The sequence below is a fragment of the Prosthecomicrobium pneumaticum genome, assembly GCF_014199915.1.
In the GTDB taxonomy this organism is placed as follows: Bacteria; Pseudomonadota; Alphaproteobacteria; order Rhizobiales; family Kaistiaceae; genus Prosthecomicrobium; species Prosthecomicrobium pneumaticum.
This window is the reverse complement of sequence record NZ_JACHOO010000003.1, coordinates 92,633-116,554: the sequence shown is the minus strand read 5'-3', so window position 1 is coordinate 116,554 and position 23,922 is coordinate 92,633. Positions and strand designations below refer to the sequence as shown.

At 69.3% G+C, this 23,922-nt stretch carries 27 protein-coding genes; 20 read left to right on the top strand and 7 right to left on the bottom strand.

The window, feature by feature from the left end:
- From GGQ63_RS07615 to GGQ63_RS07580, 8 genes are all read left to right on the top strand, one after another.
- The gene (locus tag GGQ63_RS07615; RefSeq protein ID WP_183854323.1) at positions 1-984 is read left to right on the top strand and encodes a site-specific tyrosine recombinase XerD; all 984 of its coding nucleotides are present in this window, start codon (positions 1-3) and stop codon (positions 982-984) included.
- Between the two features lie 123 nt (positions 985-1,107).
- On the top strand, positions 1,108-2,061 hold the full coding sequence (locus tag GGQ63_RS07610; protein WP_183854321.1) for an acetyl-CoA carboxylase carboxyltransferase subunit alpha: 954 nt from the start codon (positions 1,108-1,110) through the stop codon (positions 2,059-2,061).
- A gap of 108 nt (positions 2,062-2,169) precedes the next feature.
- Positions 2,170-3,255, top strand: coding sequence for a L,D-transpeptidase family protein (locus GGQ63_RS07605; protein WP_246429681.1), 1,086 nt, complete (start codon positions 2,170-2,172; stop codon positions 3,253-3,255).
- An 81-nt stretch (positions 3,256-3,336) separates the two neighbouring features.
- On the top strand, positions 3,337-3,567 hold the full coding sequence (locus tag GGQ63_RS07600; RefSeq protein ID WP_183855358.1) for an AbrB/MazE/SpoVT family DNA-binding domain-containing protein: 231 nt from the start codon (positions 3,337-3,339) through the stop codon (positions 3,565-3,567).
- Entirely contained in the window at positions 3,557-3,964 is a 408-nt protein-coding gene (locus tag GGQ63_RS07595) for a PIN domain-containing protein (protein ID WP_183854319.1), read from the top strand. Before GGQ63_RS07600 ends, GGQ63_RS07595 begins: the two co-directional genes overlap by 11 nt.
- A 701-nt stretch (positions 3,965-4,665) precedes the next feature.
- Positions 4,666-5,796, top strand: coding sequence for a type III PLP-dependent enzyme (locus GGQ63_RS07590; protein WP_183854317.1), 1,131 nt, complete (start codon positions 4,666-4,668; stop codon positions 5,794-5,796).
- A gap of 10 nt (positions 5,797-5,806) precedes the next feature.
- Entirely contained in the window at positions 5,807-6,385 is a 579-nt protein-coding gene (locus GGQ63_RS07585) for a GNAT family N-acetyltransferase (RefSeq protein ID WP_183854315.1), read from the top strand.
- 109 nt (positions 6,386-6,494) lie between these two features.
- Positions 6,495-7,934, top strand: a complete 1,440-nt coding sequence (locus GGQ63_RS07580) for a homospermidine synthase (RefSeq protein ID WP_183854313.1) — start codon at positions 6,495-6,497, stop codon at positions 7,932-7,934.
- A gap of 14 nt (positions 7,935-7,948) precedes the next feature.
- On the opposite strand, the gene GGQ63_RS07575 is transcribed toward GGQ63_RS07580, so the two are convergent.
- Positions 7,949-8,530 (bottom strand): DUF2937 family protein, encoded by a 582-nt coding sequence (locus GGQ63_RS07575; RefSeq protein ID WP_183854311.1) that lies wholly within the window; start codon positions 8,528-8,530, stop codon positions 7,949-7,951.
- Between the two features lie 133 nt (positions 8,531-8,663).
- Between GGQ63_RS07575 and GGQ63_RS07570 the strand changes: the two genes are divergently transcribed.
- Complete coding sequence (locus GGQ63_RS07570; protein ID WP_183854309.1) at positions 8,664-9,029, top strand: hypothetical protein; 366 nt, start codon at positions 8,664-8,666, stop codon at positions 9,027-9,029.
- Positions 9,030-9,143: 114 nt separating this feature from the next.
- Here the strand turns inward: GGQ63_RS07570 and GGQ63_RS07565 are convergent, their stop codons facing one another.
- From GGQ63_RS07565 to secA, 3 genes are all read right to left on the bottom strand, one after another.
- Entirely contained in the window at positions 9,144-10,124 is a 981-nt protein-coding gene (locus tag GGQ63_RS07565; protein ID WP_183854307.1) for a WD40 repeat domain-containing protein, read from the bottom strand.
- A 30-nt stretch (positions 10,125-10,154) separates the two neighbouring features.
- Positions 10,155-11,219 (bottom strand): CobW family GTP-binding protein, encoded by a 1,065-nt coding sequence (locus GGQ63_RS07560; RefSeq protein WP_183854305.1) that lies wholly within the window; start codon positions 11,217-11,219, stop codon positions 10,155-10,157.
- Between the two features lie 476 nt (positions 11,220-11,695).
- Positions 11,696-14,419, bottom strand: coding sequence for a preprotein translocase subunit SecA (secA, locus tag GGQ63_RS07555; protein ID WP_183854302.1), 2,724 nt, complete (start codon positions 14,417-14,419; stop codon positions 11,696-11,698).
- 370 nt (positions 14,420-14,789) lie between these two features.
- Here secA and GGQ63_RS07550 point away from each other — a divergent pair, with 370 nt between their 5' ends.
- Positions 14,790-15,680: a peptidylprolyl isomerase gene (locus GGQ63_RS07550; RefSeq protein ID WP_183854300.1), complete on the top strand. Its 891-nt coding sequence runs from the start codon at positions 14,790-14,792 to the stop codon at positions 15,678-15,680.
- 12 nt (positions 15,681-15,692) lie between these two features.
- Here GGQ63_RS07550 and GGQ63_RS07545 read toward each other — a convergent pair whose 3' ends face one another.
- The gene (locus tag GGQ63_RS07545; RefSeq protein WP_183854298.1) at positions 15,693-16,319 is read right to left on the bottom strand and encodes a TetR/AcrR family transcriptional regulator; all 627 of its coding nucleotides are present in this window, start codon (positions 16,317-16,319) and stop codon (positions 15,693-15,695) included.
- Positions 16,320-16,448: 129 nt separating this feature from the next.
- Between GGQ63_RS07545 and GGQ63_RS07540 the strand changes: the two genes are divergently transcribed.
- From GGQ63_RS07540 to GGQ63_RS07520, 5 genes are all read left to right on the top strand, one after another.
- On the top strand, positions 16,449-16,727 hold the full coding sequence (locus GGQ63_RS07540; protein WP_183854296.1) for a putative antibiotic biosynthesis monooxygenase: 279 nt from the start codon (positions 16,449-16,451) through the stop codon (positions 16,725-16,727).
- 67 nt (positions 16,728-16,794) lie between these two features.
- On the top strand, positions 16,795-18,036 hold the full coding sequence (gene argJ / locus GGQ63_RS07535; protein WP_183854294.1) for a bifunctional glutamate N-acetyltransferase/amino-acid acetyltransferase ArgJ: 1,242 nt from the start codon (positions 16,795-16,797) through the stop codon (positions 18,034-18,036).
- A gap of 1 nt (position 18,037) precedes the next feature.
- A complete protein-coding gene (locus GGQ63_RS22335; protein ID WP_183854292.1) occupies positions 18,038-18,787 on the top strand; it encodes a GNAT family N-acetyltransferase in 750 nt (249 codons plus the stop codon).
- A gap of 12 nt (positions 18,788-18,799) precedes the next feature.
- On the top strand, positions 18,800-19,201 hold the full coding sequence (locus GGQ63_RS07525) for a (deoxy)nucleoside triphosphate pyrophosphohydrolase (RefSeq protein WP_183854290.1): 402 nt from the start codon (positions 18,800-18,802) through the stop codon (positions 19,199-19,201).
- Positions 19,202-19,240: 39 nt separating this feature from the next.
- Entirely contained in the window at positions 19,241-19,462 is a 222-nt protein-coding gene (locus GGQ63_RS07520) for a hypothetical protein (protein WP_183854288.1), read from the top strand.
- 18 nt (positions 19,463-19,480) lie between these two features.
- Here the strand turns inward: GGQ63_RS07520 and GGQ63_RS07515 are convergent, their stop codons facing one another.
- Positions 19,481-20,371 carry a methyltransferase domain-containing protein gene (locus tag GGQ63_RS07515; RefSeq protein ID WP_183854286.1) on the bottom strand — a complete coding sequence of 297 codons (891 nt, stop codon included), beginning with the start codon at positions 20,369-20,371 and terminating at the stop codon, positions 19,481-19,483.
- Between the two features lie 81 nt (positions 20,372-20,452).
- On the opposite strand from GGQ63_RS07515, the gene GGQ63_RS07510 reads away from it, so the two are divergent.
- From GGQ63_RS07510 to GGQ63_RS07495, 4 genes are read left to right on the top strand one after another with little or no spacing between them, the layout of a single operon-like run.
- Positions 20,453-21,259, top strand: a complete 807-nt coding sequence (locus GGQ63_RS07510) for a ComF family protein (protein ID WP_183854284.1) — start codon at positions 20,453-20,455, stop codon at positions 21,257-21,259.
- 42 nt (positions 21,260-21,301) lie between these two features.
- The gene (gene grxC / locus GGQ63_RS07505; RefSeq protein ID WP_183854282.1) at positions 21,302-21,556 is read left to right on the top strand and encodes a glutaredoxin 3; all 255 of its coding nucleotides are present in this window, start codon (positions 21,302-21,304) and stop codon (positions 21,554-21,556) included.
- A gap of 35 nt (positions 21,557-21,591) precedes the next feature.
- Positions 21,592-22,440 (top strand): carbon-nitrogen hydrolase family protein, encoded by an 849-nt coding sequence (locus GGQ63_RS07500; protein WP_183854280.1) that lies wholly within the window; start codon positions 21,592-21,594, stop codon positions 22,438-22,440.
- 15 nt (positions 22,441-22,455) lie between these two features.
- Positions 22,456-22,905, top strand: a complete 450-nt coding sequence (locus tag GGQ63_RS07495; RefSeq protein WP_183854278.1) for a DUF1178 family protein — start codon at positions 22,456-22,458, stop codon at positions 22,903-22,905.
- A 17-nt stretch (positions 22,906-22,922) separates the two neighbouring features.
- On the opposite strand, the gene GGQ63_RS07490 is transcribed toward GGQ63_RS07495, so the two are convergent.
- A complete protein-coding gene (locus GGQ63_RS07490; protein ID WP_183854276.1) occupies positions 22,923-23,183 on the bottom strand; it encodes a BolA family protein in 261 nt (86 codons plus the stop codon).
- Positions 23,184-23,274: 91 nt separating this feature from the next.
- On the opposite strand from GGQ63_RS07490, the gene GGQ63_RS07485 reads away from it, so the two are divergent.
- Complete coding sequence (locus GGQ63_RS07485) at positions 23,275-23,904, top strand: J domain-containing protein (protein ID WP_183854274.1); 630 nt, start codon at positions 23,275-23,277, stop codon at positions 23,902-23,904.
- Positions 23,905-23,922 lie beyond the last annotated feature (18 nt).

Here is a 23,922-nt window from a genome sequence, read left to right as displayed (position 1 = left end):
ATGGCGCGCAAGAAGACGGGGCGTGCGATCGCCGGGCTGCATCATCTCGAGGCTTTCCTCGAGATGATGAGCGCCGAGCGCGGCGCGAGCGAGAACACGCTCGCCGCCTATCGCCGCGACCTCGAGGATTTCGGCGCCTTCCTCGCCGGGATCGGCAGCGATTTCGAGAGCGCATCGGCCGCCGAGGTGCGCGGCTATCTCGGCGATCTCGAAGCGCGCGGATTCGCCGCCTCCTCCGCCGGCCGGCGCTTGTCGGCCATCCGCCAGATGCAGCGCTTCCTGTTCGCCGAGAACGTTCGCGGCGACGATCCGACCGGCGTGATCGACGGCCCGAAGAAGCAGGTGCCACTCCCCAGGATCCTCTCCGAGGCGGAGGTCGACCGTCTGCTCGAGACCGCCGAGGCGCAGATCGACCGGGCAGAGCGGCCGCTCGCCACGCTGCGGGCGGCACGCCTCCACGCCCTCCTCGAGACGCTCTATGCGACCGGCCTGCGGGTCTCCGAGCTCGTCGCGCTGCCGGCCGCCGCGGCGCGGCCGGACCTGCGCGCCCTCACGGTGCGCGGCAAGGGCGGCAAGGAACGTCTCGTACCGCTCGGCGAGCGGGCGCGGGCGGCGATCGGCCGCTATGTGAGCCTGCGCTCCGCGATCCGCGACCCAGGCGCGGGCGATCCGCGCCATCTCTTCCCCTCCTTCGGGGAGAGCGGCACGATCACCCGGCAGGCCTTCGCCCGCGATCTCAAGGACCTCGCCGGAGCGGCGGGCATCGCGCCACGCCGCGTCTCGCCGCACGTGCTGCGCCACGCCTTTGCGAGCCATCTGCTGCAGAACGGCGCCGACCTGCGCATCGTCCAGCAATTGCTCGGCCATGCCGACATCTCGACGACGCAGATCTACACCCATGTCCTCGAGGAGCGGCTGAAGGCGCTGGTCGCCGAACGTCATCCGCTCGCCCGGGAGAGCCGGGCGGAGGCCGAGCCCGGCTGAGCCACCGTGCGCCGCCTCGCTTGACTTCCCGGAACCTTGTCGCCAGTGTGCGGCCGCTTCCGAGGGGGCTCAAGGGCGCGCGCGCCCGCGCCGTTTCCTCCCTGATCCGCGCACAAGGTCCGGATGCGAACCTATCTCGAATTCGAAAAGCCCGTCGCCGAACTGCAGGCGAAGGTGCAGGAACTGAAGGCGATGGGCGAGAGCGGCGACGCCGTCGCGATCGGCGACGAGATCGCCCGCCTCGAAAGCCGCGCCAGCCAGGCGCTCGCCGACATCTATTCGAAGCTGACCCCCTGGCAGAAGACCCAGGTGGCCCGCCATCCCGACCGGCCGCATTTCGTCGACTACCAGCGGGCGCTGTTCGACGAGTTCACGCCGCTCGCCGGCGACCGCAAGTTCGGCGACGATCAGGCGGTGGTCGCCGGCTTCGCCCGCTTCCGCGGCCGGCCCGTCGCGGTGATCGGCCAGGAGAAGGGCAACGACACCGAAAGCCGCATCCGGCACAATTTCGGCATGGCGCGGCCGGAGGGCTATCGCAAGGCCGTCCGCATCATGGAGCTCGCGGACCGGTTCGGCCTGCCGGTCGTCGCGCTCGTCGATACGGCGGGCGCCTATCCCGGCATCGACGCCGAGGAGCGCGGCCAGGCCGAGGCGATCGCCCGGTCGACCGAGGCCTGCCTGAAGCTCGGCGTCGGCAATGTCGCGGTGGTGATCGGTGAAGGCGGCTCGGGCGGCGCGATCGCGCTCGCCACCGCGAGCCGGGTGATGATGCTCGAGCATGCGATCTACAGCGTCATCTCGCCGGAGGGCGCGGCCTCGATCCTGTGGCGCGACAAGAGCCGCGCGCAAGACGCGGCGACCAATATGCGCATCACGGCGCAGGACCTCGTCCGCTTCGGCGTGGTGGACACGGTGATACCCGAGCCGCTCGGCGGCGCGCATCGGGACCCCGACGCCGTTCTCACCGCCACCGGCGACGCGATCGCGGCCTCGCTCGCCGCGCTCGACGGCCTGCCGGCCGACGAGATCCGCCGGCAGAGGCGGGAGAAATTCCTCGCGATCGGGCGTAATCTCTAGCGCGTCACGATTCCGCCCGGCTTCGGCAGAAGAAGAGAGGCGCGCCGAGGCCGGCCGGTTGAGGAAATGTTAACCATGGGGCCGCACCGTCGGCGCAGGACCGCGACCATGACCGCCCGACGCCCGAACACACTGCTGCGCGCCGCTGCGCTGCTCCTCGCCGCCACTCTGCTCGCCGGCTGTCAGGACGATGGCGGCGGGCCGAAGGCGCTCGCTCCCGTGCCGCCGAAGCTCGTCGCTAAGATGGACAAGCTCGGGATGAGCGAGACCTCGCCCGTCTACATGCGGGTGTTCAAGGAGGAATCCGAGCTCGAGGTGTGGAAGCAGCGCAAGGACGGGCAATATGCGCTGCTCGTCAGCTACCCGATCTGCAAATGGTCGGGCAAGCTCGGACCGAAGATCAAGGAAGGCGACCGCCAGGCGCCGGAAGGGTTCTACACGGTCACGCCCGGCCAGATGAACCCGAACTCCAGCTATTATCTCTCCTTCAACATCGGCTATCCGAACGCCTACGACCGGGCCTATGGCCGCACCGGCTCCAATCTGATGGTGCACGGAGCCTGTTCTTCGGCCGGCTGCTATTCGATGACAGACCAGGCGGCCGGTGAGATCTATTCCCTGGCGCGTGACGCCCTCCGCGGCGGTCAGCGCGCCTTCGAGGTGCACGCCTTCCCGTTCAAGATGACGGCCGAGAACCTCGCGCGCCATGCCGACGACCCGAACATGCCGTTCTGGCAGCGGCTGCGGGAGGGTTACAACCATTTCGAGGTGACGCGGAAGGTGCCGGCCGTCAGCGTCTGCGGCAAGGATTACAAGTTCGACGCCGATTTCGCCGGCAAGACGCCGAGCGCCGCAGCGCCCTGCCCCGCCTATACGGTCCCGGAATGGATCGAGGCCGGCGTGAAGCAGAAGCAGGCCGCGGAAGACATCGAGATCGCCGCCCTCGTCGAGAAGGCGAAGGAGAAGGCGGTCGCCGATGCGAAGAAGGCCGCCGAGGAGGCGGAGCGCGCGCAGGCTTCGGCGCCTGCGCCCGGACCGGAGCTCGCCGTCGTCAAGGGCGAGCCGGCGCCGGGCGTGCCGCTGCCAGCCCCCTCCCCGGTGCGCGCCACGGCCCCGGTGCAGGCCTACCAGCCCGCCGCGCCGCAGGAGCCGGGTCTCCTCGAACGTCTGAAGCGCCGCCTGCCCTGGGGGTGACCCCTTCCGGGTTCCGGATGCTTCTCGACAGTGCACGCCGACGATATACATGGGGCACTGTGTCTATCCAGGGTGAGCGACGTGCAGGTCTCGAAATGGGGTAATAGCCTCGCCGTCCGTCTTCCGGCCGCCGTGGTCGAGGCGCTCGACCTCAAGGAGGGCGACGAGATCGAGATCCACGTCGCCGACGATCGCACCTTTGGCATAGCCCGGAAGCCGGGGCGCGCCGCGCTCCTCGAGCGCCTCCGGGCGTTCCGCGGCCGCCTTCCGAACGACTTCAAGTTCGACCGGGACGAGGCGAATGCCCGTTAGCTTCGTCGACAGCAATGTCCTCCTTTATCTGACATCGGGCGATGCCGCGAAGGCGAACAGGGCTGAGTCCGTCGTTGCGGCGGGCGGAGCCATCAGCGTGCAAGTTCTCAACGAGGTCGCCAATGTGGCGCGCCGCAAGATGCACATGCAATGGGCCGAGGTGCGGGCGATGCTCGCCCTCCTGCGCGGACTCCTCGACGTCCATCCTCTGACCGTCGAAACGCACGATGCCGCACTGGCTATCGCCGAGCGCTACGGCTTGTCGACCTATGATGCGATGATCGTCGCATCCGCGCTCCTTTGCGGCTGCGATACACTGTGGTCCGAAGACATGCAGAACGGCCTGATCATCGAGGGTCGGCTGCGCATCGTCGATCCCTTTGTTGCAGCCGGCTGAACCGTGCCTGCCGCGGAGCACCGGTCGGAGAGGGTTGCTCGGGGTTGACGAGACGGGGAGGCGCCGGCAGCCCATCCTCATGCGCCGGCCCGCTCCAAGATGGAGTGAGCACGTCCCGAAGCGCCCCCTCCCTTCGCCGTGCGGCCGCCTTGTGAAATCTCTTCGGCGGGCGCAAAAAATCCCTTGAATGCGACGGCGAATATGCATACGTCTCGCCTCGCCCAATTTCGCACGTGCCTGTGGTTGCGTGCCGACCGGTGGGACTTCGGACAAGAGGCCGAGGTGACGCCCAGGGCCGAAAGGCCTCAGGAGTTCGGGAGCGATCCCGAAAAGGTCGGCAGCCGGAAAGCGAACCGGTGAACCCCGTCTCCGCGGGGGACGCGACTTGAAGCAACGACGTAGCGGGCCTTTCTGGTCTCTGCCGGCTCTCCAAAGGCCGGGGTCACTGAAGAGGCACTACATCCTTGCCGGGCGCGTGGAAGGGTCTCCCTCCCAGGCGAAGGCAGCGAAGCAGGGACGCCGATGCGTCCTGCTGGCGACTGTCCACCCGCGAACCAAACCGCCGGCCTCACCCGCCGGCAAAATCCGTCGCAGCCGCGACGCGCTCGGCCGTCTCCACATCGGCCGCCGCGTCACGGACAGATGGCTCGTCTGGATCGCAATTCGTTCGCCGGCCCTCGCTGCCGGCACGGGAGACTGCCATGACCGCGAAGATCATCGATTTCCTGCGTGAGCGACGTCCCGAGGGTCCCTGCCTCGTTGTCGATCTCGACGTGGTGCGCGAGAACTATCTCGCCTTCGCCCATGCGCTGCCCGACACCCGCATCTTCTATGCCGTGAAGGCCAATCCGGCGCCCGAAGTGCTGGCGCTGCTCGCCTCGCTCGGCTCCAATTTCGACTGCGCCTCGGTGGCGGAGATCGACATGGCGCGCACCGCCGGCGCGACCGCCGAGCGCATCTCCTTTGGCAACACGATCAAGAAAGAGCGCGACATCGCCGCCGCCTTCGCCCGCGGCATCAACCTCTTCGCGGTCGATTGCGAGGCCGAGGTCGAGAAGGTCGCCCGCGCCGCCCCCGGCGCGCGCGTGTTCTGCCGTATCCTCTGCGACGGCGCCGGCGCCGAATGGCCGCTGTCGCGCAAGTTCGGCTGCGAGCCCGACATGGCGGTCGGCGTGCTCGAGCACGCCCATCGTCTCGGCCTCGCGGCCTATGGCGTGTCGTTCCATGTCGGCTCGCAGCAGGGCAATGTCGAAGCGTGGGACGCGGCGCTCGCGTCTGCGGCCGGCATCTTCGAACTGCTCGCCGAGCGCGGCATCCAGCTGCAGATGGTCAATCTCGGCGGCGGCTTCCCGACCCGCTACCTCAAGGAGGTGCCGGGCGTGCCTTCCTATGCGCAGGCGATCGACGGCGCGCTGAAGCGGCATTTCGGCAACCGCATTCCGGAGACGATCATCGAGCCGGGCCGCGGCATGGTCGGCAATGCCGGCGTGATCAAGGCCGAAGTGGTGCTCGTGTCGAAGAAGCACGAGAGCGATTCGGTGCGCTGGGTCTATCTCGACATCGGCAAGTTCGGCGGCCTCGCCGAGACGATGGACGAATCGATCCGCTATCCGATCCGCACCAGCCACGACGCGGACGAGAAGGCGCCCTGCGTACTCGCCGGCCCGACCTGCGATTCGGCCGACGTACTCTACGAGAAGACCCCGTACGACCTGCCGATCTCGCTGTCGATCGGCGACGAGGTGCTGATCGAGGGCACCGGCGCCTATACGACGACCTATTCGGCCGTCGCCTTCAACGGTTTCGAACCGCTCGCCTCCTACGTGATCTGAGGGGGAACGAATGGTCCTGATCGAAGCCGAGGCGCCCGACGACTGGGGCGCCCGGGAGGCGCTGCTCGACCGCGTGATGGGCGAGGGGCGCTTCCTCAAATCCTCCGAGCGGCTGCGCGAGGGAAGGCTTCCCTCGCCCGGTCTCGCACTCGTCGCCCGCGACGGCGCGAGCGGCGAACTCGTCGGTACCGTGCGCCTGTGGGACGTCTCGGCCGGCGGTCGGCCCGCGCTGATGCTCGGGCCGCTCGCCGTGGCGGACGATCGCCAGGGCGAAGGCATCGGTGGCCGGCTGATGCGCGTGGCGCTCACCCGCGCGGCGGGCTTCCGCCATGACGCCGTGATCCTCGTCGGCGACGCGCCCTATTACGCGCGGTTCGGCTTCTCCGCCGCGCCGACGCGGCGGCTTCAGATGCCCGGCCCGGTCGATCCCGACCGGTTTCTGGCGCTCGAGCTGACGAAGGGCGCGCTCGACGGCGCGGCCGGCATGCTGCGGCCGACCGGCGCCATCGCCGCGCCCTTCGCCGGGACGTCGCTGCGGCCCCTCCGGCGGCCGGTTCCGACCTTGGCACGGCTCGACGCGGCCGCCTGAACTCTCTACGGTTCCCCCGCCTTAGCGGACGGGCAATCCTGCCCGTCCGTTTCCCATTCCTATTAGGAACTCTGGCCGAACGGCACACGGCCCCGAGGAGCATCCGGACATGACCACGCCCGCCGACTGGCCCATTTACGGCACCATCGACGGCCCGATCGTGATGATCGGCTTTGGCTCCATCGGGCGCGGCGTCCTGCCGCTGCTGGAGCGTCATTTCCGCTTCGACAAGGACCGCTTCGTCGTTATCGCCCCGGACGACCGCGACCGCCGGCTGCTCGACGAGCGCGGCATCCGCTTCATCCATCAGGGGCTGACGCGCGACAACTATCGCGACCTGTTGTCGCCGCTCCTGACCGCCGGAGAAGGCCGGGGTTTTTGCGTCAATCTCTCGGTCGATACCGGGTCGGTCGACATCCTGCGGCTCTGCCGCGAACTCGGCACGCTCTATATCGACACGGTGATCGAGCCCTGGCCGGGCTTCTACTACGACCGCAACGCCGATACCGCCGCGCGCACCAATTATGCGCTGCGCGAGACGCTGATGGCGGAAAAGCGCGCGCGCCCCGGCGGACCGACCGCGGTTTCGACCTGCGGCGCCAATCCCGGCATGGTGTCGTGGCTGGTCAAGCAGGCGCTCCTCGACATCGCCCGCGATACCGGCCGTCCTGTCGAGGCGCCCACGGACCGTGCGGGCTGGGCGGCGCTGATGCGTGGACTCGGCGTCAAGGGGGTGCACGTCGCCGAGCGCGACACGCAGCGATCGCGCATGCCGAAACCGGACGACACCTTCGTCAACACCTGGTCCGTCGACGGCCTGCTCTCGGAGGGCATGCAGCCGGCCGAGCTCGGCTGGGGCACGCACGAGCGCTGGATGCCGGACAAGGCCCGGCGCCACGCGAAGAGCGACGCGGCGGCGATCTATCTGCTGCAGCCGGGCGCCGATACGCGGGTTCGCACATGGTGCCCGATCTCCGGGCCGCAATTCGGCTTTCTCGTCACCCACAACGAGGCGATCTCGATCTCGGACTACTATTCCGTGCACGAGGACGGTGCGCTCGTCTATCGGCCGACCTGCCACTACGCCTATCACCCGTCGAACGACGCGGTGCTGTCGCTGCACGAGCTGTTCGGCCAGGCCGGCCAGCCGCAGGGCAAGCAGCACATCCTGAGCGAGAGCGAGATCGTCGGCGGGCGCGATGAGCTCGGCGTTCTCCTCTACGGCCACGCCCGCAACGCCTACTGGTACGGGTCGCGTCTCACCATCGAGGAGGCGCGCACCCTCGCGCCCTATCAGAATGCGACGGGGCTGCAGGTTACCTCCGCTGTCATGGCGGGAATGGTCTGGGCGCTCGAGAACCCGGCTGCGGGGATCGTCGAGGCGGACGAGATGGACTTCGCCCGCTGCCTGTCGATCCAGCGGCGCTATCTCGGCACCATAGAGGGCCACTATACGGACTGGACGCCGCTCGACGGCCGGCCGGGCTTCTTCCCGGAAGATCTCGATCGCGACGACCCCTGGCAGTTCCGCAACATTCTGGTGCGGTAGGGCCGGCGGGACGATCAGAAGCCGGGATCGGCGCTCCTCCCCCAGTCGACCCGGTGCGGGCGGCGCGGGGGCGGGGCGGCCGCAAAGTCGTCGTCCTCGTCGGGACGGCGGCGCCGACGCTTCGGGCGGCGCAGCGTCATGCCGAGCGTGCGGGCGAGCACATAGACGAGGCCGAAGCCGAGACCCGCGGCGACGAAGCCGTCCGGTGTCGTCGGCACCGCCGGCTCGTAGTCGCGCCAGGTGCCCGACATCAGCGTCGGATCGGGCGCCGCGGCGACGGCACGAAGGGTCGCGAGGATCGCGCCGGTTTCGAACGCCGCCTGCTGCCGGCTGAGCGCCGCATAGCGTTCGAAGGCGCGTTCCATGCTCGCCGCGCGCAGCCGGATGAACTCGTCGGAGGCGCGACGCATGCTCTCGACGGCGCGGGCGCGATCGAGGCCGGCCTCGGCCGCATCGCGATCGAAATCCGCGACCACCCGGCCGAGTTCGGCGGCGGCGCCGCCGAGCCGCTGACGGTATTGCTGGCCGAACTCCGGCCCCTGCGCGGCGACGAAGCCGGCGAAGAGAGAAAGCGCCAGAAGCACGGGTCTCGCCATCGGGTTCGCTCTCCTTCACGGGCTGTGATGCGCGTTACTGCCCGCAGGCCGGGAAAATGCTCTTGAGACGCCGCACAACCCGACCACGCTCGGCGCATCGGCCGAGGCCGGTCGACTCACCACGGGGGAGAACATGCCTCAACTGAGCCAATGGTTCATCAAAACAGCGATCGTCTATCTCGTCATCGGCATGCTGATGGGCATCGGCATGGCGATGTCGCAGGATCACCGCCTCGTCGGCGCGCACGCGCATCTCAACCTGCTCGGCTGGGCCTCGTCGGCGCTGTTCGGCTTCTATTACAACGCCAATCCGCACAAGGCGGCGTGGACGCTCGCCAAGGTCCAGTTCTGGATCTCGACCGCCGGCATCGTGCTGATGGTCCCCGCGCTCGCGGCGCTGCTGCTCGGCTATCCGCAATTCGAGCCCGTCGTGGCGATCGCCTCGCTGCTCGCGCTCCTCGGGGCGCTGATGTTTCTGGTGAATGTGTTCAAGCGGTAGGCGTTTTCACCTCCGCCGTCGTTCCCGCGAAGGCGGGAACCCATCCGGCCGAACAAGGAGAGGTTCTCCTGCTCGATGGATCCCCGCCTTCGCGGGGATGACGACCAGAGCGCCTCAGCCGGCGAGGTCGATCACGCCCGCCGTGCCGTCCTCGCCGCCGAAGGCGAGGCGTTCGCCGCGCCGGTCCCAGGCGAGCGCCGTGATCGGGCCGCCGCTGCCGGGCGCCCGCAGGCCCGCCTCATTGCCATCGGCGAAACGCACCGCGGCGACCTCGCCGTCGCGATAGCCGATCGCCACCACCTCCTCGGTCGGGTGGCAGGCGACGGCCGAGACGATCCCGGCCCGCGGACCGAGCTGCAGCGGCTGGCGGCCCATCGGCCCGTCCTTGTAGTGGAACGGCCAGCACACCGCGGCTTCCGAGCCCGAAGTGGCGAGATAGCGGCCCTTGGGCGACCAGGACATCGAGCGGACTTTGCCGGGATAGCCGGACATGCGCATGTGCTTGCCGTCGGCGACCGTCCAGCCGTGCAGCGCGTTCTCCTGCATCGTCGTGACGACATATTTGCCGTCCGGCGAGAAGGTCACGCCGATATGCGAACCCTTCCATTCGAGCGTCGCGGCCGCCGCGTCGGTCGCCGGGAACCACAGCGAGACGCCGTTGTAGCGGGCGACGGCGAGGCGCAGCCCCTTCGGCGCGAAGGCGAGGCCGCCGACCGCGCGCTCGTGCTCGAGCACCTTCTCCCGGCCGTTCGCCAGGCGGACATAGGCCTGCCGGCCGCTGCCCCAGGCGAGCGCGCCGTCCGGCCCGGTCGCCACCGTGTCGATCCACTTCTTCGGCAGCCGGGCCACCTCCTCGACATGGCCCGCCGCATCGATCAGCGCGACCTTGCCGTCGTCGCCGGCGGTGGCGAGCCGCTTGCCGTCCCATGTGGCGGCGGCCGCGAGAAGGCCGCCGTCATGAACCGGCACGGTCTCCGCCGCGGGGCCGTCGACGATCGCCACCCGGCCGTCACCGGTCGCGAAGACGGGACGGCCGTCGAGGAAGGTCGCGGCGACGACATAGCCGCCGAGCGGAAAGGTCTGGATGGTCGGCAAGGGTCCGGTCCCGGCGTCTCGGAAGGCGGCTCACGCCGCCATGCAGGCCTCGAAGCTCTTCCTGAGTGCGACTTCGTCGAGCTTGCGGCCGATGAAGACGAGCCGGCTCTCATGCGTCTCGCCCGGCCGCCATTCGCGCTGATGATTGCCCTCGATGATCATGTGGACGCCCTGCAGCACATAGCGCTCGGGATCGCCCTTGAAGGCGAGGATGCCCTTCAGCCGCAGGATGTTCGGCCCCTCGAGCTGGGTCAGCTGCTGGATCCAGGGAAAGAAGCGGTTCGGATCGAGCTCGCCCCCGCGCAACGAGACGGAAAAGACCGACTCGTCATGGCGCGGATGATGGTGGTGATGGTCGTGATCGTGGTGGTGGTCATGATCATGATCATGGTGGTGATGATCGTGATCATGGTCGTGGTCGTGATGGTGGTGATCGTCCTCGAGGAATTCCGGATCGAGGGAGAGGATGCGGTCGAGATCGAAGGCGCCGCGGTCGAGCACGCGGTCGAGCGGGATGGCGCAGCGCTCGGTGCGGTGGATGGTGGCGTGCGGATTGATGTCGCGGATGCGGCGCTCGACGGCGGCGAGTTGCTCGGCGGAGACGAGATCGGTCTTGTTGAGGAGCACCACGTCGGCGAAGGCGACCTGCTCCTCGGCCTCCGGCGCATCGTCGAGCCGCTGCAGCAGGTGCTTGGCATCGGCGACGGTGACGACGGCGTCGAGCTTCGAGCGGCGGCGCACCTCGTCGTCCATGAAGAAGGTCTGCGCGACCGGCGCCGGATCGGCGAGGCCGGTCGTCTCGACGAGGATGCCGTCGAAGCCGCCCGGCCGCTTCATCAGGCCCTCGACGACGCGGATCAGGTCGCCGCGCACCGTGCAGCAGACGCAGCCATTGTTCATCTCATAGATCTCTTCGTCGCTCTCGACGATGAGATCATTGTCGATGCCGATCTCGCCGAACTCGTTGACGACGACGGCGTAGCGCTTGCCGTGGTTCTCCGAGAGGATGCGATTGAGCAGCGTGGTCTTGCCGGCGCCGAGATAGCCGGTCAGCACGGTGACGGGGATCTGCGCTTCGGAGGAGGTCTGGCTCATCGATGAACTCCGGGGCGGCGCGGCGCCGCCATGGTGAGGTCGGTGCCCGGATATAGGCGATCGGCGGAGCGATTGCACGGGGGGTGCGCGAGGGGGCTCGGACGGGCGAGGTCGGCTCGGCGTGATGGCTCCCGCCTTCGGGGATAAGGGGGATGCGACGCGGCTCGCGACCCTCGGGTGGACAGCGCGGGGACAGCCCCGCGTCATTGATTATGGACCCCGGCACGGAGGCCGGGGTGACGGGTGCTCTGAGACGGAAAGGGCGCGCTGGATATAGGAACTGGGAAGGGGCTCGGGTGCCGGACGAGGGCGGCGCCGCATCGGGGACATCCCCTTCCCCCGTCATGCCGGCCTCCGTGCCGGCATCCATAATCGTGAGGCTGGGCGTACCGGTGGAGCCTCTCCATCCGGTATCCCACGACAGTCGGAAATCCGCAGAAGAAGGCCCGGCCCTGCTTCCGCCCGCGCGGCTCGCCTCAGGCGAGCCGGCCGTGGCAGTGCTTGAACTTCTTGCCCGAGCCGCAGGGGCAGAGCGCGTTGCGCTGGACCTTGCCCCAGGTGGTCGGATCGTTCGGATCGACCTCCTCCGCCACAAGGCCGGGGGCGTTGGCAAGCGTCGGCAGGGCGCTGTCGTCCATCTCGTTCTCGCCCGTGAAGGGATCGAGATGGCGCGCCTCGATCTGATCCTCGTCCGGCGGCGCGAGCTGGGTCTCTTCCGGACGGACGAGCTCGACGCGCATCATCTGGCCGGTGACCGCCTCGCGCAGATTGGCGAGCATCGCCTGGAAGAGTTCGAAGGCCTCGGTCTTGTATTCGTTGAGCGGATCGCGCTGCGCATAGCCGCGGAAGCCGATCACCTGGCGCAGATGGTCGAGCGTGACGAGATGCTCGCGCCAGAGATGGTCGAGCGTCTGCATCAGCACCGCCTTCTCGACCTGACGCATTACCGGCGGGGTGAAGCGCGAGGTGCGGGCGGCGGCGGCCTCGTCGGCGGCGCGCATGATGCGCTCCTTGACCTCGTCATCGGCGATGCCCTCTTCGGCCGCCCAGTCCCCGACCGGCAGGTCGAGATTGAGCACATTCGCCAACGCGGTCCGCAGTTCGGCCGTCTCCCACTGTTCCGGATAGGCCTTTTCCGGGATGTGGCGGGACACCAGCGCCTCGATCACTTCGTGCCGCATGTCGGCGACGGTGCCGGAGACGTCTTCCTGCGCCATCAGCTCGACGCGCTGCTCGAAGATGACCTTGCGCTGGTCATTCATCACATCGTCATATTTGAGCAGGTTCTTGCGGATGTCGAAATTGCGCGCCTCGACCTTCTGCTGCGCCTTTTCGAGCGCCCGGTTGATCCAGGGATGGACGATCGCCTCGTCCTCCTTGAGGCCGAGCCGCTGCAGCATGCCGTCCATGCGGTCGGACCCGAAGATGCGCATCAGGTCGTCCTGCAGCGACAGGAAGAACTTCGAATGGCCGGGGTCGCCCTGGCGGCCGGAGCGGCCGCGCAGCTGGTTGTCGATGCGCCGGCTCTCGTGCCGCTCGGTGCCGACGACATAGAGCCCGCCGGCGGCGAGCGCCGTCTGCTTCAGCTGGGCGATCTCGGCCTTGATGGCGGCGATGCGGGCCTCGCGGTCGGGTCCCTCCGGGATCTCGGAGAGTTCCTGCTGGATCCGCATGTCGAGATTGCCACCGAGCTGGATGTCGGTGCCGCGGCCGGCCATGTTGGTGGCGATGGTCACCGCACCGGGCACGCCGGCCTGCGCGACGATGAACGCCTCCTGCTCGTGATAGCGGGCGTTCAGGACCTGGTGCGGCACCTTCTCCTTCTTCAGCGCTTCCGAAAGGAGCTCCGATTTCTCGATCGAGGTGGTGCCGACCAGAACCGGCTGGCCGCGCTCGCGGCAATCCGCGATCAGCTTGATGATCGCCTTGTACTTCTCGGCCGCGGTACGATAGACCTCGTCGTCGTCGTCGATACGGGCGACCGGCACATTGGTCGGGATCTCGACCACTTCGAGGCCGTAAATGTCGGCGAACTCGTCCGCTTCGGTCGAAGCCGTGCCGGTCATGCCGGAGAGCTTCTCATACATGCGGAAATAGTTCTGGAAGGTGATCGAGGCGAGCGTCTGGTTCTCGGGCTGGATCTGGACGTGTTCCTTCGCCTCGAGCGCCTGATGCAGACCCTCGGAATAGCGCCGGCCGGGCATCATGCGGCCGGTGAACTCGTCGATGATCACCACTTCGTTGTTGCGGACGATGTAGTCCTTGTCGCGCTGGAACAGTCGGTGCGCACGCAGCGCCTGATTGACGTGGTGGACGACGGTGACGTTCTCGACGTCGTAGAGCGACTCGCCCTTCAGAAGCCCGGCCTCGCGCAGCAGCCGCTCGAGCTTCTCGTTGCCCGCCTCGGTGAAGGTGGCGGAGCGCTGCTTCTCGTCGACATCGTAGTCTTCGGCGGCGAGCAGCGGCAGGAACCGGTCGATCGTATTGTAGAGATCGGAACGATCGTCCAGCGGGCCGGAGATGATCAGCGGCGTGCGCGCCTCGTCGACCAGGATCGAGTCGACCTCGTCGACGATCGCGAAGAAATGGCCGCGCTGGACCATCTGGCCGCGATCATATTTCATGTTGTCGCGGAGATAGTCGAAGCCGTATTCGTTATTGGTGCCATAGGTGATATCGCAGGCATAGGCCGCGCGACGCTCATTGTCGTCGAGGCCATGGACGATCACGCCGACCGACAGGCCGAGGAAACGGTAGATCCGGCCCATCCACTCGGCGTCGCGCTTGGCGAGATAGTCGTTGACGGTGACGACATGAACACCCTTGCCGGCGAGCGCGTTGAGATAGACGGGCAGCGTCGCGACGAGCGTCTTGCCTTCACCGGTCTTCATCTCGGCGATGTCGCCGTCATTGAGGACCATGCCGCCGATCATCTGCACGTCGAAATGACGCATGCCGAGCGCCCGGCGGGCCGCCTCACGGACCGTGGCGAAGGCCGGCACGAGCAGATCGTCGAGGGGCTTGCCGGCGGCGATCTCGGCCTTGAAGGCCGCGGTGCGGCCGCGCAGCGCCTCGTCGGAAAGCGCCGAAAGCTCGGCCTCGAGGGCGTTGATCTCCGCGACGCGAGGGCGATAACCCTTCACCCGCCGGTCATTGGCGGAACCGAAAATCTTGCGCGCCAGCGCACCCAGACCGACCATAGGGTCATCCTCAATGTTATGGCCGGACCGCTCGATGACGTCGAGGCGGAGCCGGGATTTCGGCCGAACGCCGCTCCACGCGACAGACGCCGAACCTCTGAAGGGAGCCCGCCACCTCGGAAAGGCCGGCATCCTAGACGCCGCGACGGGAGACAGATAAGAGGGGGCCTTGCTTCTGTCAACGGAGCGGCCGGCGGGCGGAGCGGGCCGCCCGCGCGCCGTAAATCCGCCAAGGATGGTGCGAAGAACCGACCTCCGGAGCCCGGCAGAGGCAACCCTCCGCGGCTTCGCACCTTGCCCTCATCGCCGGCGAGCCTCCGGCTTCTCCTGTCCGTCTTCTTCATCGTTCTCTTGCCACGGGAATTGTCCGATGACCTCCCACCTCAAACTCAGGGCCGCCGGCATCGCCTTCGCCGCCCTCCTCGCCTCGGGGCTGGCGGCCTCGGCCCAGGATCCGGTGCCCGCTCCGGCCGCCCCGGCAGACCCCGACAAGGTCGTCGCGACGGTGGGCGGCTCGCCGATCACGGCGCTCGATCTCGCCATCGCGCAGGAGGACTTCGCCGAGGAGCTCGCCAAGGTCCCGGCTCCGGAGCGCCCGAAGGCGGTGCTGACCGTGCTGATCGACATCAAGATGATGGCCGAGGCGGCGGCGAAGGACGGGCTCGACAAGGGCGACGAATTCACCCATCGGCTGGCGCTGCTGCGCGAGCGGGCGCTGCGCAACGAGTATTTCCGGGTTCATATCGACCAGGCGGTCACCGAGGACCAGGTGAAGGCGCGCTACGACGCCGAGATCGCCAAGATCACGCCGCAAGACGAGATCCGCGCCAGCCATATCCTGGTCGAGACCGAGGACGAGGCGAAGGCGATCATCGCCGAGCTCGACAAGGGCGCCGATTTCGCGACCCTCGCCAAGGAGAAGTCGAAGGATCCCGGCTCGGGCCAGATGGGCGGCGATCTCGGCTTCTTCGCCAAGGGCCGGATGGTGCCGGAATTCGAGCAGGCGGCCTTCGCGCTCGAGGTCGGCAAGTATACCGAGACGCCCGTCAAGTCGCAGTTCGGCTGGCACGTCATCAAGCTCGTCGACAAGCGCAAGCAGCCGATGCCCCCGTTCGAGCAGGTGAAGGAGCAGGTCCGCCAGCTCGTCATGGGCGAGGCGTTCAGTGCCGCGGTCAAGACGCTGCGGGACGACACGCCGGTCGAGATTCTCGACGACAGCCTGAAGCCGGCGGCGGCTCCGGCCGAGGCGCCGAAGCCGTAAGGCGACGATCGCTCAGCGCGCCGGGAGCGTCCAGCTCCCGGCGAGATGCCGGACGGCGGTCCGGATGGCCTCGTCGGCGAGATCGAGATCGCCGATCAGGAGATGCAGCCAGGCATAGGCGGCGACGAGTTCCGCCGCCTGCTGCGGATCGACATCGGCGGCGAGCTCGCCGCGCGCCCGGGCGCGGGCGATGATCCGCCCGGTCTGAACGCGGCGATCCTGCGTGAAGGCGGCGAGGGCTGCGGCGCTCGCCGGATCGGACTGCGCCTCGGCGATGGTCGAGCGGAAGATCGGCCCTGAAGCCGTGTCGCGCCAGTGCCGCAGCAGGCTGCGCAGGAAGAGGAAGAGATCCTCCTCGAGCGCGCCGGTATCGGGCTCCTCGACCCGCTTCTGGCGCTGATAGACGTCGAGAAGCAGCGCCGCCTTGCTCGGCCACCAGCGATAGATCGTCGGCTTGCCCGCCCGCGCGCGGCGCGCCACCGCCTCGATCGAGAACCCCGCATAGCCCTTTTCCCGCAGCACGTCGGCGGCGGCTTCGAGGATCGCCTCGGCGCTCTCGGCGCTGCGGCGCGCGCCGACCGAGCGGCGCCGGCCGGCCTCCTCTTCCTCCCCCGTCCCGTCCCGCTCCGGCTCGCTCATGGTTCGCTCCTCATCTGCGGCGACCTTAGGCGCTTCCGCGCCGCTTGACAAAACGAAACGGCCCGTTTTATATAACGAAACGTTCCGTTCAGATACGGTTCGCCGTTCCGATCTTCGAGGAGCTTCCCGATGTCCACCGCCGCCCTCGGCGCCACCCGCGCCACCGCCGCTCCGTCCGCCGCCGCGAGCCCGGTCCTGTCGCGGCCGCGCTTTGCGCTGCTCGTGCTCGCCGTCGTCTACCCGCTCGTCACCACGCTCCTCTATCTGCTCCGCCCGCTGACCGCCGGATGGAGCGTGTGGCAGCAGACCATCATCCTGGTGCCGATCATGGTCGGGGCGATGGTGTGGGGCGTCATTCCCGCCGTACAGAAATATGGCCGCCGCTTCATCTTGGTGCGCCGCGGCTGAAGAGCCTTGCGCCGCCGCGCGGCATCCTGCAAACGGTCGGCATCCGGCTCCAGATCGAGAAGGTCCGATGTCGACCGCAGTCTCCCCGCTCGCTCCGAAATCCTATCCCGACCTGCCGGCCATCGAAGGGGTCTCCTTCGCCACCGCCGAGGCGGGCATCAAGTACAAGAACCGCACCGACGTGCTGCTCGTCGGTCTCGCCGAGGGCACGACCGTCGCCGGCGTGTTCACCCGCTCGAAATGCCCCTCGGCGGCCGTCGACTGGTGCCGCGAGGCGCTCGCCGGCGGGGCGGCGCGCGGCCTGCTCGTCAATTCCGGCAATGCCAATGCCTTCACAGGCAAGAAGGGCCGCGAGACCGTCCGGCTCTCCGCCGACCATGCGGCGAAGGCGCTCGGCGTGCCGGCGGAGACGATCTTCCTCGCCTCGACCGGCGTGATCGGCGAGCCGCTGCCGGCGGAGAAATTCGCCGGCGTGCTCGACGATGCGGCGGCCCGCCTCGCAGACGGCCCGTGGCTCGACGCGGCGAAGGCGATCATGACGACCGACACCTTCCCGAAGGTCGCGACCCGCACCGTCGAGCTGGACGGCGTCGCCGTGACCCTCAACGGCATCGCCAAGGGCGCCGGCATGATCGCGCCCGACATGGCGACCATGCTCTCCTTCGTCTTCACCGACGCGCCGATCGCCGCGCCCGTGCTGCAGGCCCTGCTCGGCAAGGGCGTCGCCGGCTCGTTCAACGCGATCACCGTCGACAGCGACACCTCGACCTCGGACACGCTCCTGCTCTTTGCGACCGGTGCGGCCGCGGCGCGCGGCGCGGCGCCGATCGAGACGATCGAGGACGCGCGCCTCGCCGCCTTCGACGCGGCGCTCGCCGATCTGCTGCGCGATCTCGCCCATCAGGTGGTGCGCGACGGCGAGGGCGCGCGGAAATTCGTCGCCGTCACGGTGACCGGCGCGACCTCGGACGGTTCGGCGAAGCGGATCGCGCTGTCGATCGCCAATTCGCCGCTCGTGAAGACGGCGATCGCCGGCGAGGACGCCAATTGGGGCCGCATCGTCATGGCGGTCGGCAAGGCCGGCGAGCCGGCGGACCGCGACCGGCTGGCGATCTGGTTCGGCGACACGCAGGTGGCGGCCGAAGGCGAGCGCGTGCCGGACTATTCCGAGGCCGCGGCGAGCGCGGCGATGCGCGAGGAGGAGATCGCCGTCCGGGTCGATCTCGGCCTCGGCGACGGCTCGGCGACGGTGTGGACCTGCGACCTGACCAAGGACTATGTCGCCATCAACGGCGACTATCGGAGCTGACGTGGATCTCCTCACCGCGCCGCTCTCGATCGAGGCCGCCTGCCTCTCCGCCTGGCCGGCGATCGGGGCGGTGCACGACCGTGCTTGGCTGTGGCGCTTCGCGCAGGGCTATACGAAGCGGTCGAACTGCTTCCAGAGCCTCGATCCGGCCGACGACGCCGATTCCGAGCGGCGGATCGCCCGGCTGGCGGCGCTGTCGACCGGCCACGGCATTCCCCCGGTCTTCCGGGTGACGCCGCTCGCCGGCGAGGGCATTGTCGCCGCGCTCGACCGGCTCGGCTGGGCCCCCTTCGAGGAGAGCCGGGTGATGATCCGGCCGCTCGATGCACCGCCCGCCGGCGACGGGGAGGTGCGGCTCTTCTCGCCGACCGATCCGCGCTGGTATCGCGCCTATGCAACGCTCGCCAGCGCGCCGGGACCGACCATCGAGACGCTGAAGCTGCTCTTGAGCCTGATCGCCCCCGAGGCGCGCGGCTTCGTCGCCTATGGCCGCGACCGCACGCCCGCCGCGGCCGCGCTCGCCGTCGTCTGCGGCGAGGTCGCCGTCTTCCTCAACGTCGTCACCGACCGTGCCCGGCGCCGGCAGGGCTTCGGCCGCGCCGCGATGACGGCGGCGCTCGGCTGGAGCCGGGAGGCCGGGGCCCGGCTCGCCGCCATCCAGGTGATCTCCGACAATGCGGCCGCGATCGGCCTCTATGAAGGCCTCGGCTTCGGCGAGCACTATCGCTACCACTATCGCCGTCCAGCCTGAGACCGGCCCCACATGAAGCGCCTCGTCCTCGTCGTCGCCTGCGCTCTTCTCGATGCCGACAACCGCGTGCTGATCGCGCAACGCCCGCCGGGCAAGACGCTCGCCGGCCTGTGGGAGTTTCCCGGCGGCAAGGTGGAGCCGGGCGAGAGCCCCGAGGCGACGCTGATCCGCGAGCTGAAGGAGGAGCTCGGCGTCGACACCGAGGCCGCCTGCCTCGCGCCGCTGACCTTCGCCAGCCACGCCTATGAGGACTTCCACCTCCTGATGCCGCTCTATGTCTGCCGGCGCTGGCGCGGCCTGCCGCAGGGTCTCGAGGGCCAGGCGCTCAAATGGGTGCGGGCCCGGGCGCTCCGGGACTATCCGATGCCGCCGGCCGACGAGCCGCTGATCGCGCCGTTAATCGATCTTTTGTAGTTTCGCGCGAGGTTCCGGCAGGGCAACGGGACGAGGCGCATGAAACATCCGAGCACCGCGCCGGCGATGAGGCCGATCCGGGTCGAGCCGGTCGCGCGCGATTGCGCACCGCGCGATGCGCGGAGGACGCGCCCCGCCGGAACGGCTGCCGAGCTGCTCGCGGTCGCCGCCGTGATCGCGGCCGCCCTCATCGGCGTGGTCGCGACGAGCGAAGGGGCCTTCGGCCTGATCGCCCGTTTGGGGGCCGCGCTCGGCGGCTGAGGCCGTCGTCTCTTCACGCTACCCTTCCTGCGGCGATCGGCCGGCCTGCCGCACGGCATCGGCGAGGCTCGCCCGCGCAGAGCCCGGTCGGAGCGGCTTCTGCTGCGTCTCCGACGGCGCCCAGCCCGACAGCGAGACGATTTCGAACCGCGCCCGGATACGGCCGTCCGGATCCGCGAACCGCTCGGCATAGATCTCGGCCGCGCGGACGAGAACCGCCCGCGGCAGCGGCCGGCGGCTGCGCGCGGCGAGCACATTGGTCGCCCCCATCGCGCGCAGATCGCGCATCAAAGCGAAAAGATCGGCATAGCGGACCGTGATCGTCTCGGTATCCGCGACCGGCAGGGCGAAGCCGGCACGCTGCAGCAGCGCGCCGCCGTCGCGCACGTCGAGAAAGGGAAAAACCCGCGGCGAGGCGCCGCCGGTCAGTTCGCTCTCGGCGGTGGTCAGCGCGGTGCGCAGTTCGCCGAGGGTCGCCCCGCCGATGAGGGCCGCGAGGAACAACCCGTCGGGCGCGAGCGCCCGGCGGATCTGCACGAGGGCACCCGGCAGATCGTCGACCCATTGCAGGGCGAGCGCGCTGACGACCAGATCGACGCTCGCCTCGGCGAGCGGCAGCGCTTCCGGATCACCGGCGATGCCGCCGGAGCCGAGCGCCTGCGGCAGCCGGTCGAGCCGGTCGACGCGGCCGACCCGGCCCGCAGCGACGAGCGAGGCGGCGAGCGCCGGTGTCGGGCTGCCGATCTCGAGCGCCCGCTCGAAGCGGCGGTTGACCGTCGACAGCCGGTCGACGAGGTCTTCGCCGACGCGCGCGAGCAGGAAATCGGCGCCCGGCGCGGCGGCGGCGAGCGCGCGGGCGCGGGCGCGATCGAGGGCGGGCTTGTCGAAGAGGCGCGGGCGCTCGGTCATGCCGCCCTTATGAGCCCGCCGCCCCGCGCGGTCAAAGCGGAAGACGTTCCGTCGCGGGCGCTTCGGGGTTACGCTCGCGTCATGGATGCCGAACGCGCCGATCTCGCCCTGCCGATTCCCGCGGCGCGCCGCCTCGCCGCAGCCTTCGGCCGGCTGGGGCGCGGTCTCGCCGATCTCGTCCTGCCGCCGACCTGCCTCGCCTGCGACGCACACATCGGCCGCGACGGCGCCCTGTGCGCGCTCTGCTGGGGCGCTGTCGCCTTCATCGAGCGGCCGTTCTGCGAGCGGCTCGCGATCCCGTTCGGCTACGACATCGGCCCGGGCGCGCTGTCGGCGGAGGCGATCGCCGATCCGCCGCCCTTCGGACGGCTGCGTGCCGTCGCCGTTTATGACGAGATCTCGGCGAAGCTGGTGCACGGGCTCAAATACCGCGACCGGCCGGAACTCGGACGCGCGCTCGGCGCCATGATGGTGCGGGCAGCGGCCGATCTCGCGCCGGGCTGCGAGCTCGTCCTGCCGGTGCCGCTCCATCCCCGCCGGTTGTGGAGCCGCCGCTTCAACCAGTCGGCGCTCCTCGCCGCCGCGGTGGCGGAGGGCTTCGGCGTCGCCTTCGAGCCGACCCTGCTCGCCCGCATCCGCCCGACCCGCCAGCAGGTCAGGCTGCCGCCCGGCCAGCGGGCCGAGAACGTGCGCGGCGCCTTTGCCGTGCCGCCGGCGCTGAAGCCGCGGCTCGCCGGCCGCCGCGTCGTGCTCGTCGACGACGTCTATACGACCGGGGCGACCGTGAAGGCGGCGACGCGAGCGCTGATCCGGGCCGGCGCCGCCTCGGTCGACGTCGCCGTCTTTGCCCGGGTGACGGGCGGCCGGGTTGTCGCTGCGCGGGGATGAGACCTATATAGGCCGGTCCGTTCCCGTGCGGCGAGGTTCGTCATGGCCGATGTGGTCATCTACACACGTCAGTTCTGCGGCTATTGCACGGCCGCCAAGCGCCTGCTCGACGAGAAGGGCGTCGCCTATGTCGAGCACGACGCCACCGACCGGCCGGAGCTGCGGCAGGAGATGATGACCCGCTCCGGCCGCACCACCTTCCCGCAGATCTTCGTCGGCGCCACCCATGTCGGCGGCTGCGACGATCTCTACGCGCTCGAGCGCGCCGGGCGGCTCGATCCGCTGCTCGCGGGCTGATGCTCGATTTTTCGCAACACCGAGGGGGTTCCGGCATGGCGACGTTCAAGGCGGCGACGATCCAGATGCGCAGCGGGCGCTCGATTGAGCGCAATGTCGAGGATGCCGAGGCGCTGATCCGCGGTGCCGCAGCCGCGGGCGCGGGCTATATCGTCACGCCGGAGATGACCAACATCATCGAGCGGGATCGCGCCGCCCTCGCCGCGGCGCTTGCCCCCGAGGAGACCGATTTCGCCCTGCAGCGCTTCCGCGAGCTGGCGCGCGAGCTCGGCATCCACCTCCATATCGGCTCGCTCGCCATCAGGAACGGCGACGCGATCGCCAACCGGGCCTTCCTGATCGGCCCGAACGGCGCGGTGATCGGCCGCTACGACAAGATCCACATGTTCGACGTCGACCTCGCCGGTGGCGAGAGCTGGCGCGAGTCGGCGACCTACCGTCCGGGCGACACCGCCGTCGTGGCCGACCTGCCCTGGGTCCGGCTCGGTCTGTCGATCTGCTACGACCTGCGCTTCCCGCAGCTCTACCGCACCCTCGCCAAGGCCGGCGCGACCGTGCTCGCCGTTCCCGCGGCCTTCACGCGGCAGACCGGCGAGGCGCATTGGCACGTGCTGTTGCGCGCCCGGGCGATCGAGACCGGCTCCTTCGTCGTCGCGGCCGCGCAGGGTGGCCGGCACGAGGACGGCCGCACCACCTATGGCCACAGCCTCGTCGTCGACCCCTGGGGCAAGGTCATCGCCGAGGCGGGCGACGAGCCGGGCTTCCTCGTCACCGAGATCGACCCGGCCGCCGCCGACGAGGCGCGGCGCAAGATTCCGGCGCTCGCCAACGAGCGTGCCTTCCACCTGCCGGAAATGCCGCAGGTCGGCTCCTTCGCGATATGAGATGCTCCTGACCGCATGATCCGCTACGACCTCGTCTGCTCCGCCGAGCACGCCTTCGACAGCTGGTTCCGCGATTCCGCCGCCTATGACAAGGCGGTGGCCGCTGGCCTCGTCGCCTGCCCCGTCTGCGGCTCGACGAGGGTGGAGAAGGCGCTCATGGCGCCCGCCGTCGCCGGTATCGACCGCCCGGCGCGGGAAGCCCCGCCGGAGGCGCGCCAGCCGGTCGCCGCCGCCGATCCGCGCCGCGAGGCGATGATCGCCGTGCTGCGGGAGATGAAGAAGCACGTGCTCGCCAATGCCGACCCGGTCGGCGACAAGTTCGCCGAGGAGGCGCTGAAGATCCATTTCGGCGAGGCCGAGCCGCGCAGCATCTATGGCGAGGCGACGGCGGAAGAGGCGCGCCGGCTGATCGAGGAGGGCGTCGAATTCGCCCCCCTGCCGGTGCTTCCCGAAGAAGGGAATTAGCGACGACGAGGCCTGCGTCAGGCCGCCTTCGCCTCGATCGCCAGCGCGTGCACGCCGCCGGAGAGTTCGTCGGCGAGCAGGGCGTTGATCCGGCGGTGCATTTCGAGCCGCGACAGGCCCGCGAAAGCGGCCGCGGTGATACGGATGCGGTAATGCGTCTCGCCGCCCGGCCGGGCGCCGGCATGGCCCTTGTGGAGGTGCGACTCGTCGACCACATCGAGGGCCTGCGGCGAGAGAGCCTCCGTGAGGCGTGCCGCGATCCTCTCCTTCGTGTTCATCTTCACGTCCTTTCTTCGGCTGGGGCGAAAGGCGCCTTGCCCGTCGGCGGGGCGGTCCCCATAATCCCGCTTCGGCTTACCGCATCGCATCATGTCGCTCGACCAAAAGATCTTCGACCGCATCCGCATCAGACCCGACGCCGAGACCGTCCTCCGGGCGAGCGAACCCGCATGCGAGTATGAGGGCTGCGACAAGGCCGGCACCCACAGGGCGCCCAAGGGCCGCAGGCAGGAAGGCGCCTATTGGCGCTTCTGCCTCGATCACGTCCGGCTCTACAACAAGTCCTACAACTATTTCGCCGGCCTCGACGACGACGCGATCGCGGCCTACCAGAAGGATTCGCTGACCGGTCACCGGCCGACCTGGTCGATGGGCGTCAATCCCGACGGCGAGAAGCGCGACGAGGTCCATCGCCATCGCGGCCGCGATTTCGGTGGCGCCTTCTCCGATCCGTTCGAGATGTTCCGCGGCTATTCTTCCGCGCGCGAGCGCGCGGCCGCGCCCGAGCCGCCGGAGCGCAAGCTGAAGACGCTCGAGCAGCGCTCCTTCGAGACGCTCGACCTCGAGGGCCGCGAGCGCGGCGCCGAGATCAAGGCGCGCTACAAGGCGTTGGTGAAGCGGTTGCACCCGGATGCGAATGGCGGCGACCGGTCCTCGGAGGACCGCCTGCGGGAGATCATTCAGGCATATAACTATCTCAAATCCGCAGGCTTCTGCTAAGAACCGTCCGCCGGAACG

Excerpts from the sequence above, each read along its gene's own strand:
- GGQ63_RS07615 (WP_183854323.1), top strand. The coding sequence starts at position 1 with ATGGCGCGCAAGAAGACGGGGCGTGCGATCGCCGGGCTGCATCATCTC.
- GGQ63_RS07610 (WP_183854321.1), top strand. The coding sequence starts at position 1,108 with ATGCGAACCTATCTCGAATTCGAAAAGCCCGTCGCCGAACTGCAGGCG.
- GGQ63_RS07605 (WP_246429681.1), top strand. The coding sequence starts at position 2,170 with ATGACCGCCCGACGCCCGAACACACTGCTGCGCGCCGCTGCGCTGCTC.
- GGQ63_RS07595 (WP_183854319.1), top strand. The coding sequence starts at position 3,557 with ATGCCCGTTAGCTTCGTCGACAGCAATGTCCTCCTTTATCTGACATCG.
- GGQ63_RS07590 (WP_183854317.1), top strand. The coding sequence starts at position 4,666 with ATGACCGCGAAGATCATCGATTTCCTGCGTGAGCGACGTCCCGAGGGT.
- GGQ63_RS07585 (WP_183854315.1), top strand. The coding sequence starts at position 5,807 with ATGGTCCTGATCGAAGCCGAGGCGCCCGACGACTGGGGCGCCCGGGAG.
- GGQ63_RS07580 (WP_183854313.1), top strand. The coding sequence starts at position 6,495 with ATGACCACGCCCGCCGACTGGCCCATTTACGGCACCATCGACGGCCCG.
- GGQ63_RS07575 (WP_183854311.1), bottom strand. The coding sequence starts at position 8,530 with ATGGCGAGACCCGTGCTTCTGGCGCTTTCTCTCTTCGCCGGCTTCGTC.
- GGQ63_RS07570 (WP_183854309.1), top strand. The coding sequence starts at position 8,664 with ATGCCTCAACTGAGCCAATGGTTCATCAAAACAGCGATCGTCTATCTC.
- GGQ63_RS07560 (WP_183854305.1), bottom strand. The coding sequence starts at position 11,219 with ATGAGCCAGACCTCCTCCGAAGCGCAGATCCCCGTCACCGTGCTGACC.
- secA (WP_183854302.1), bottom strand. The coding sequence starts at position 14,419 with ATGGTCGGTCTGGGTGCGCTGGCGCGCAAGATTTTCGGTTCCGCCAAT.
- GGQ63_RS07550 (WP_183854300.1), top strand. The coding sequence starts at position 14,790 with ATGACCTCCCACCTCAAACTCAGGGCCGCCGGCATCGCCTTCGCCGCC.
- GGQ63_RS07545 (WP_183854298.1), bottom strand. The coding sequence starts at position 16,319 with ATGAGCGAGCCGGAGCGGGACGGGACGGGGGAGGAAGAGGAGGCCGGC.
- GGQ63_RS07540 (WP_183854296.1), top strand. The coding sequence starts at position 16,449 with ATGTCCACCGCCGCCCTCGGCGCCACCCGCGCCACCGCCGCTCCGTCC.
- argJ (WP_183854294.1), top strand. The coding sequence starts at position 16,795 with ATGTCGACCGCAGTCTCCCCGCTCGCTCCGAAATCCTATCCCGACCTG.
- GGQ63_RS07525 (WP_183854290.1), top strand. The coding sequence starts at position 18,800 with ATGAAGCGCCTCGTCCTCGTCGTCGCCTGCGCTCTTCTCGATGCCGAC.
- GGQ63_RS07520 (WP_183854288.1), top strand. The coding sequence starts at position 19,241 with ATGAAACATCCGAGCACCGCGCCGGCGATGAGGCCGATCCGGGTCGAG.
- GGQ63_RS07515 (WP_183854286.1), bottom strand. The coding sequence starts at position 20,371 with ATGACCGAGCGCCCGCGCCTCTTCGACAAGCCCGCCCTCGATCGCGCC.
- GGQ63_RS07510 (WP_183854284.1), top strand. The coding sequence starts at position 20,453 with ATGGATGCCGAACGCGCCGATCTCGCCCTGCCGATTCCCGCGGCGCGC.
- grxC (WP_183854282.1), top strand. The coding sequence starts at position 21,302 with ATGGCCGATGTGGTCATCTACACACGTCAGTTCTGCGGCTATTGCACG.
- GGQ63_RS07500 (WP_183854280.1), top strand. The coding sequence starts at position 21,592 with ATGGCGACGTTCAAGGCGGCGACGATCCAGATGCGCAGCGGGCGCTCG.
- GGQ63_RS07495 (WP_183854278.1), top strand. The coding sequence starts at position 22,456 with ATGATCCGCTACGACCTCGTCTGCTCCGCCGAGCACGCCTTCGACAGC.
- GGQ63_RS07490 (WP_183854276.1), bottom strand. The coding sequence starts at position 23,183 with ATGAACACGAAGGAGAGGATCGCGGCACGCCTCACGGAGGCTCTCTCG.
- GGQ63_RS07485 (WP_183854274.1), top strand. The coding sequence starts at position 23,275 with ATGTCGCTCGACCAAAAGATCTTCGACCGCATCCGCATCAGACCCGAC.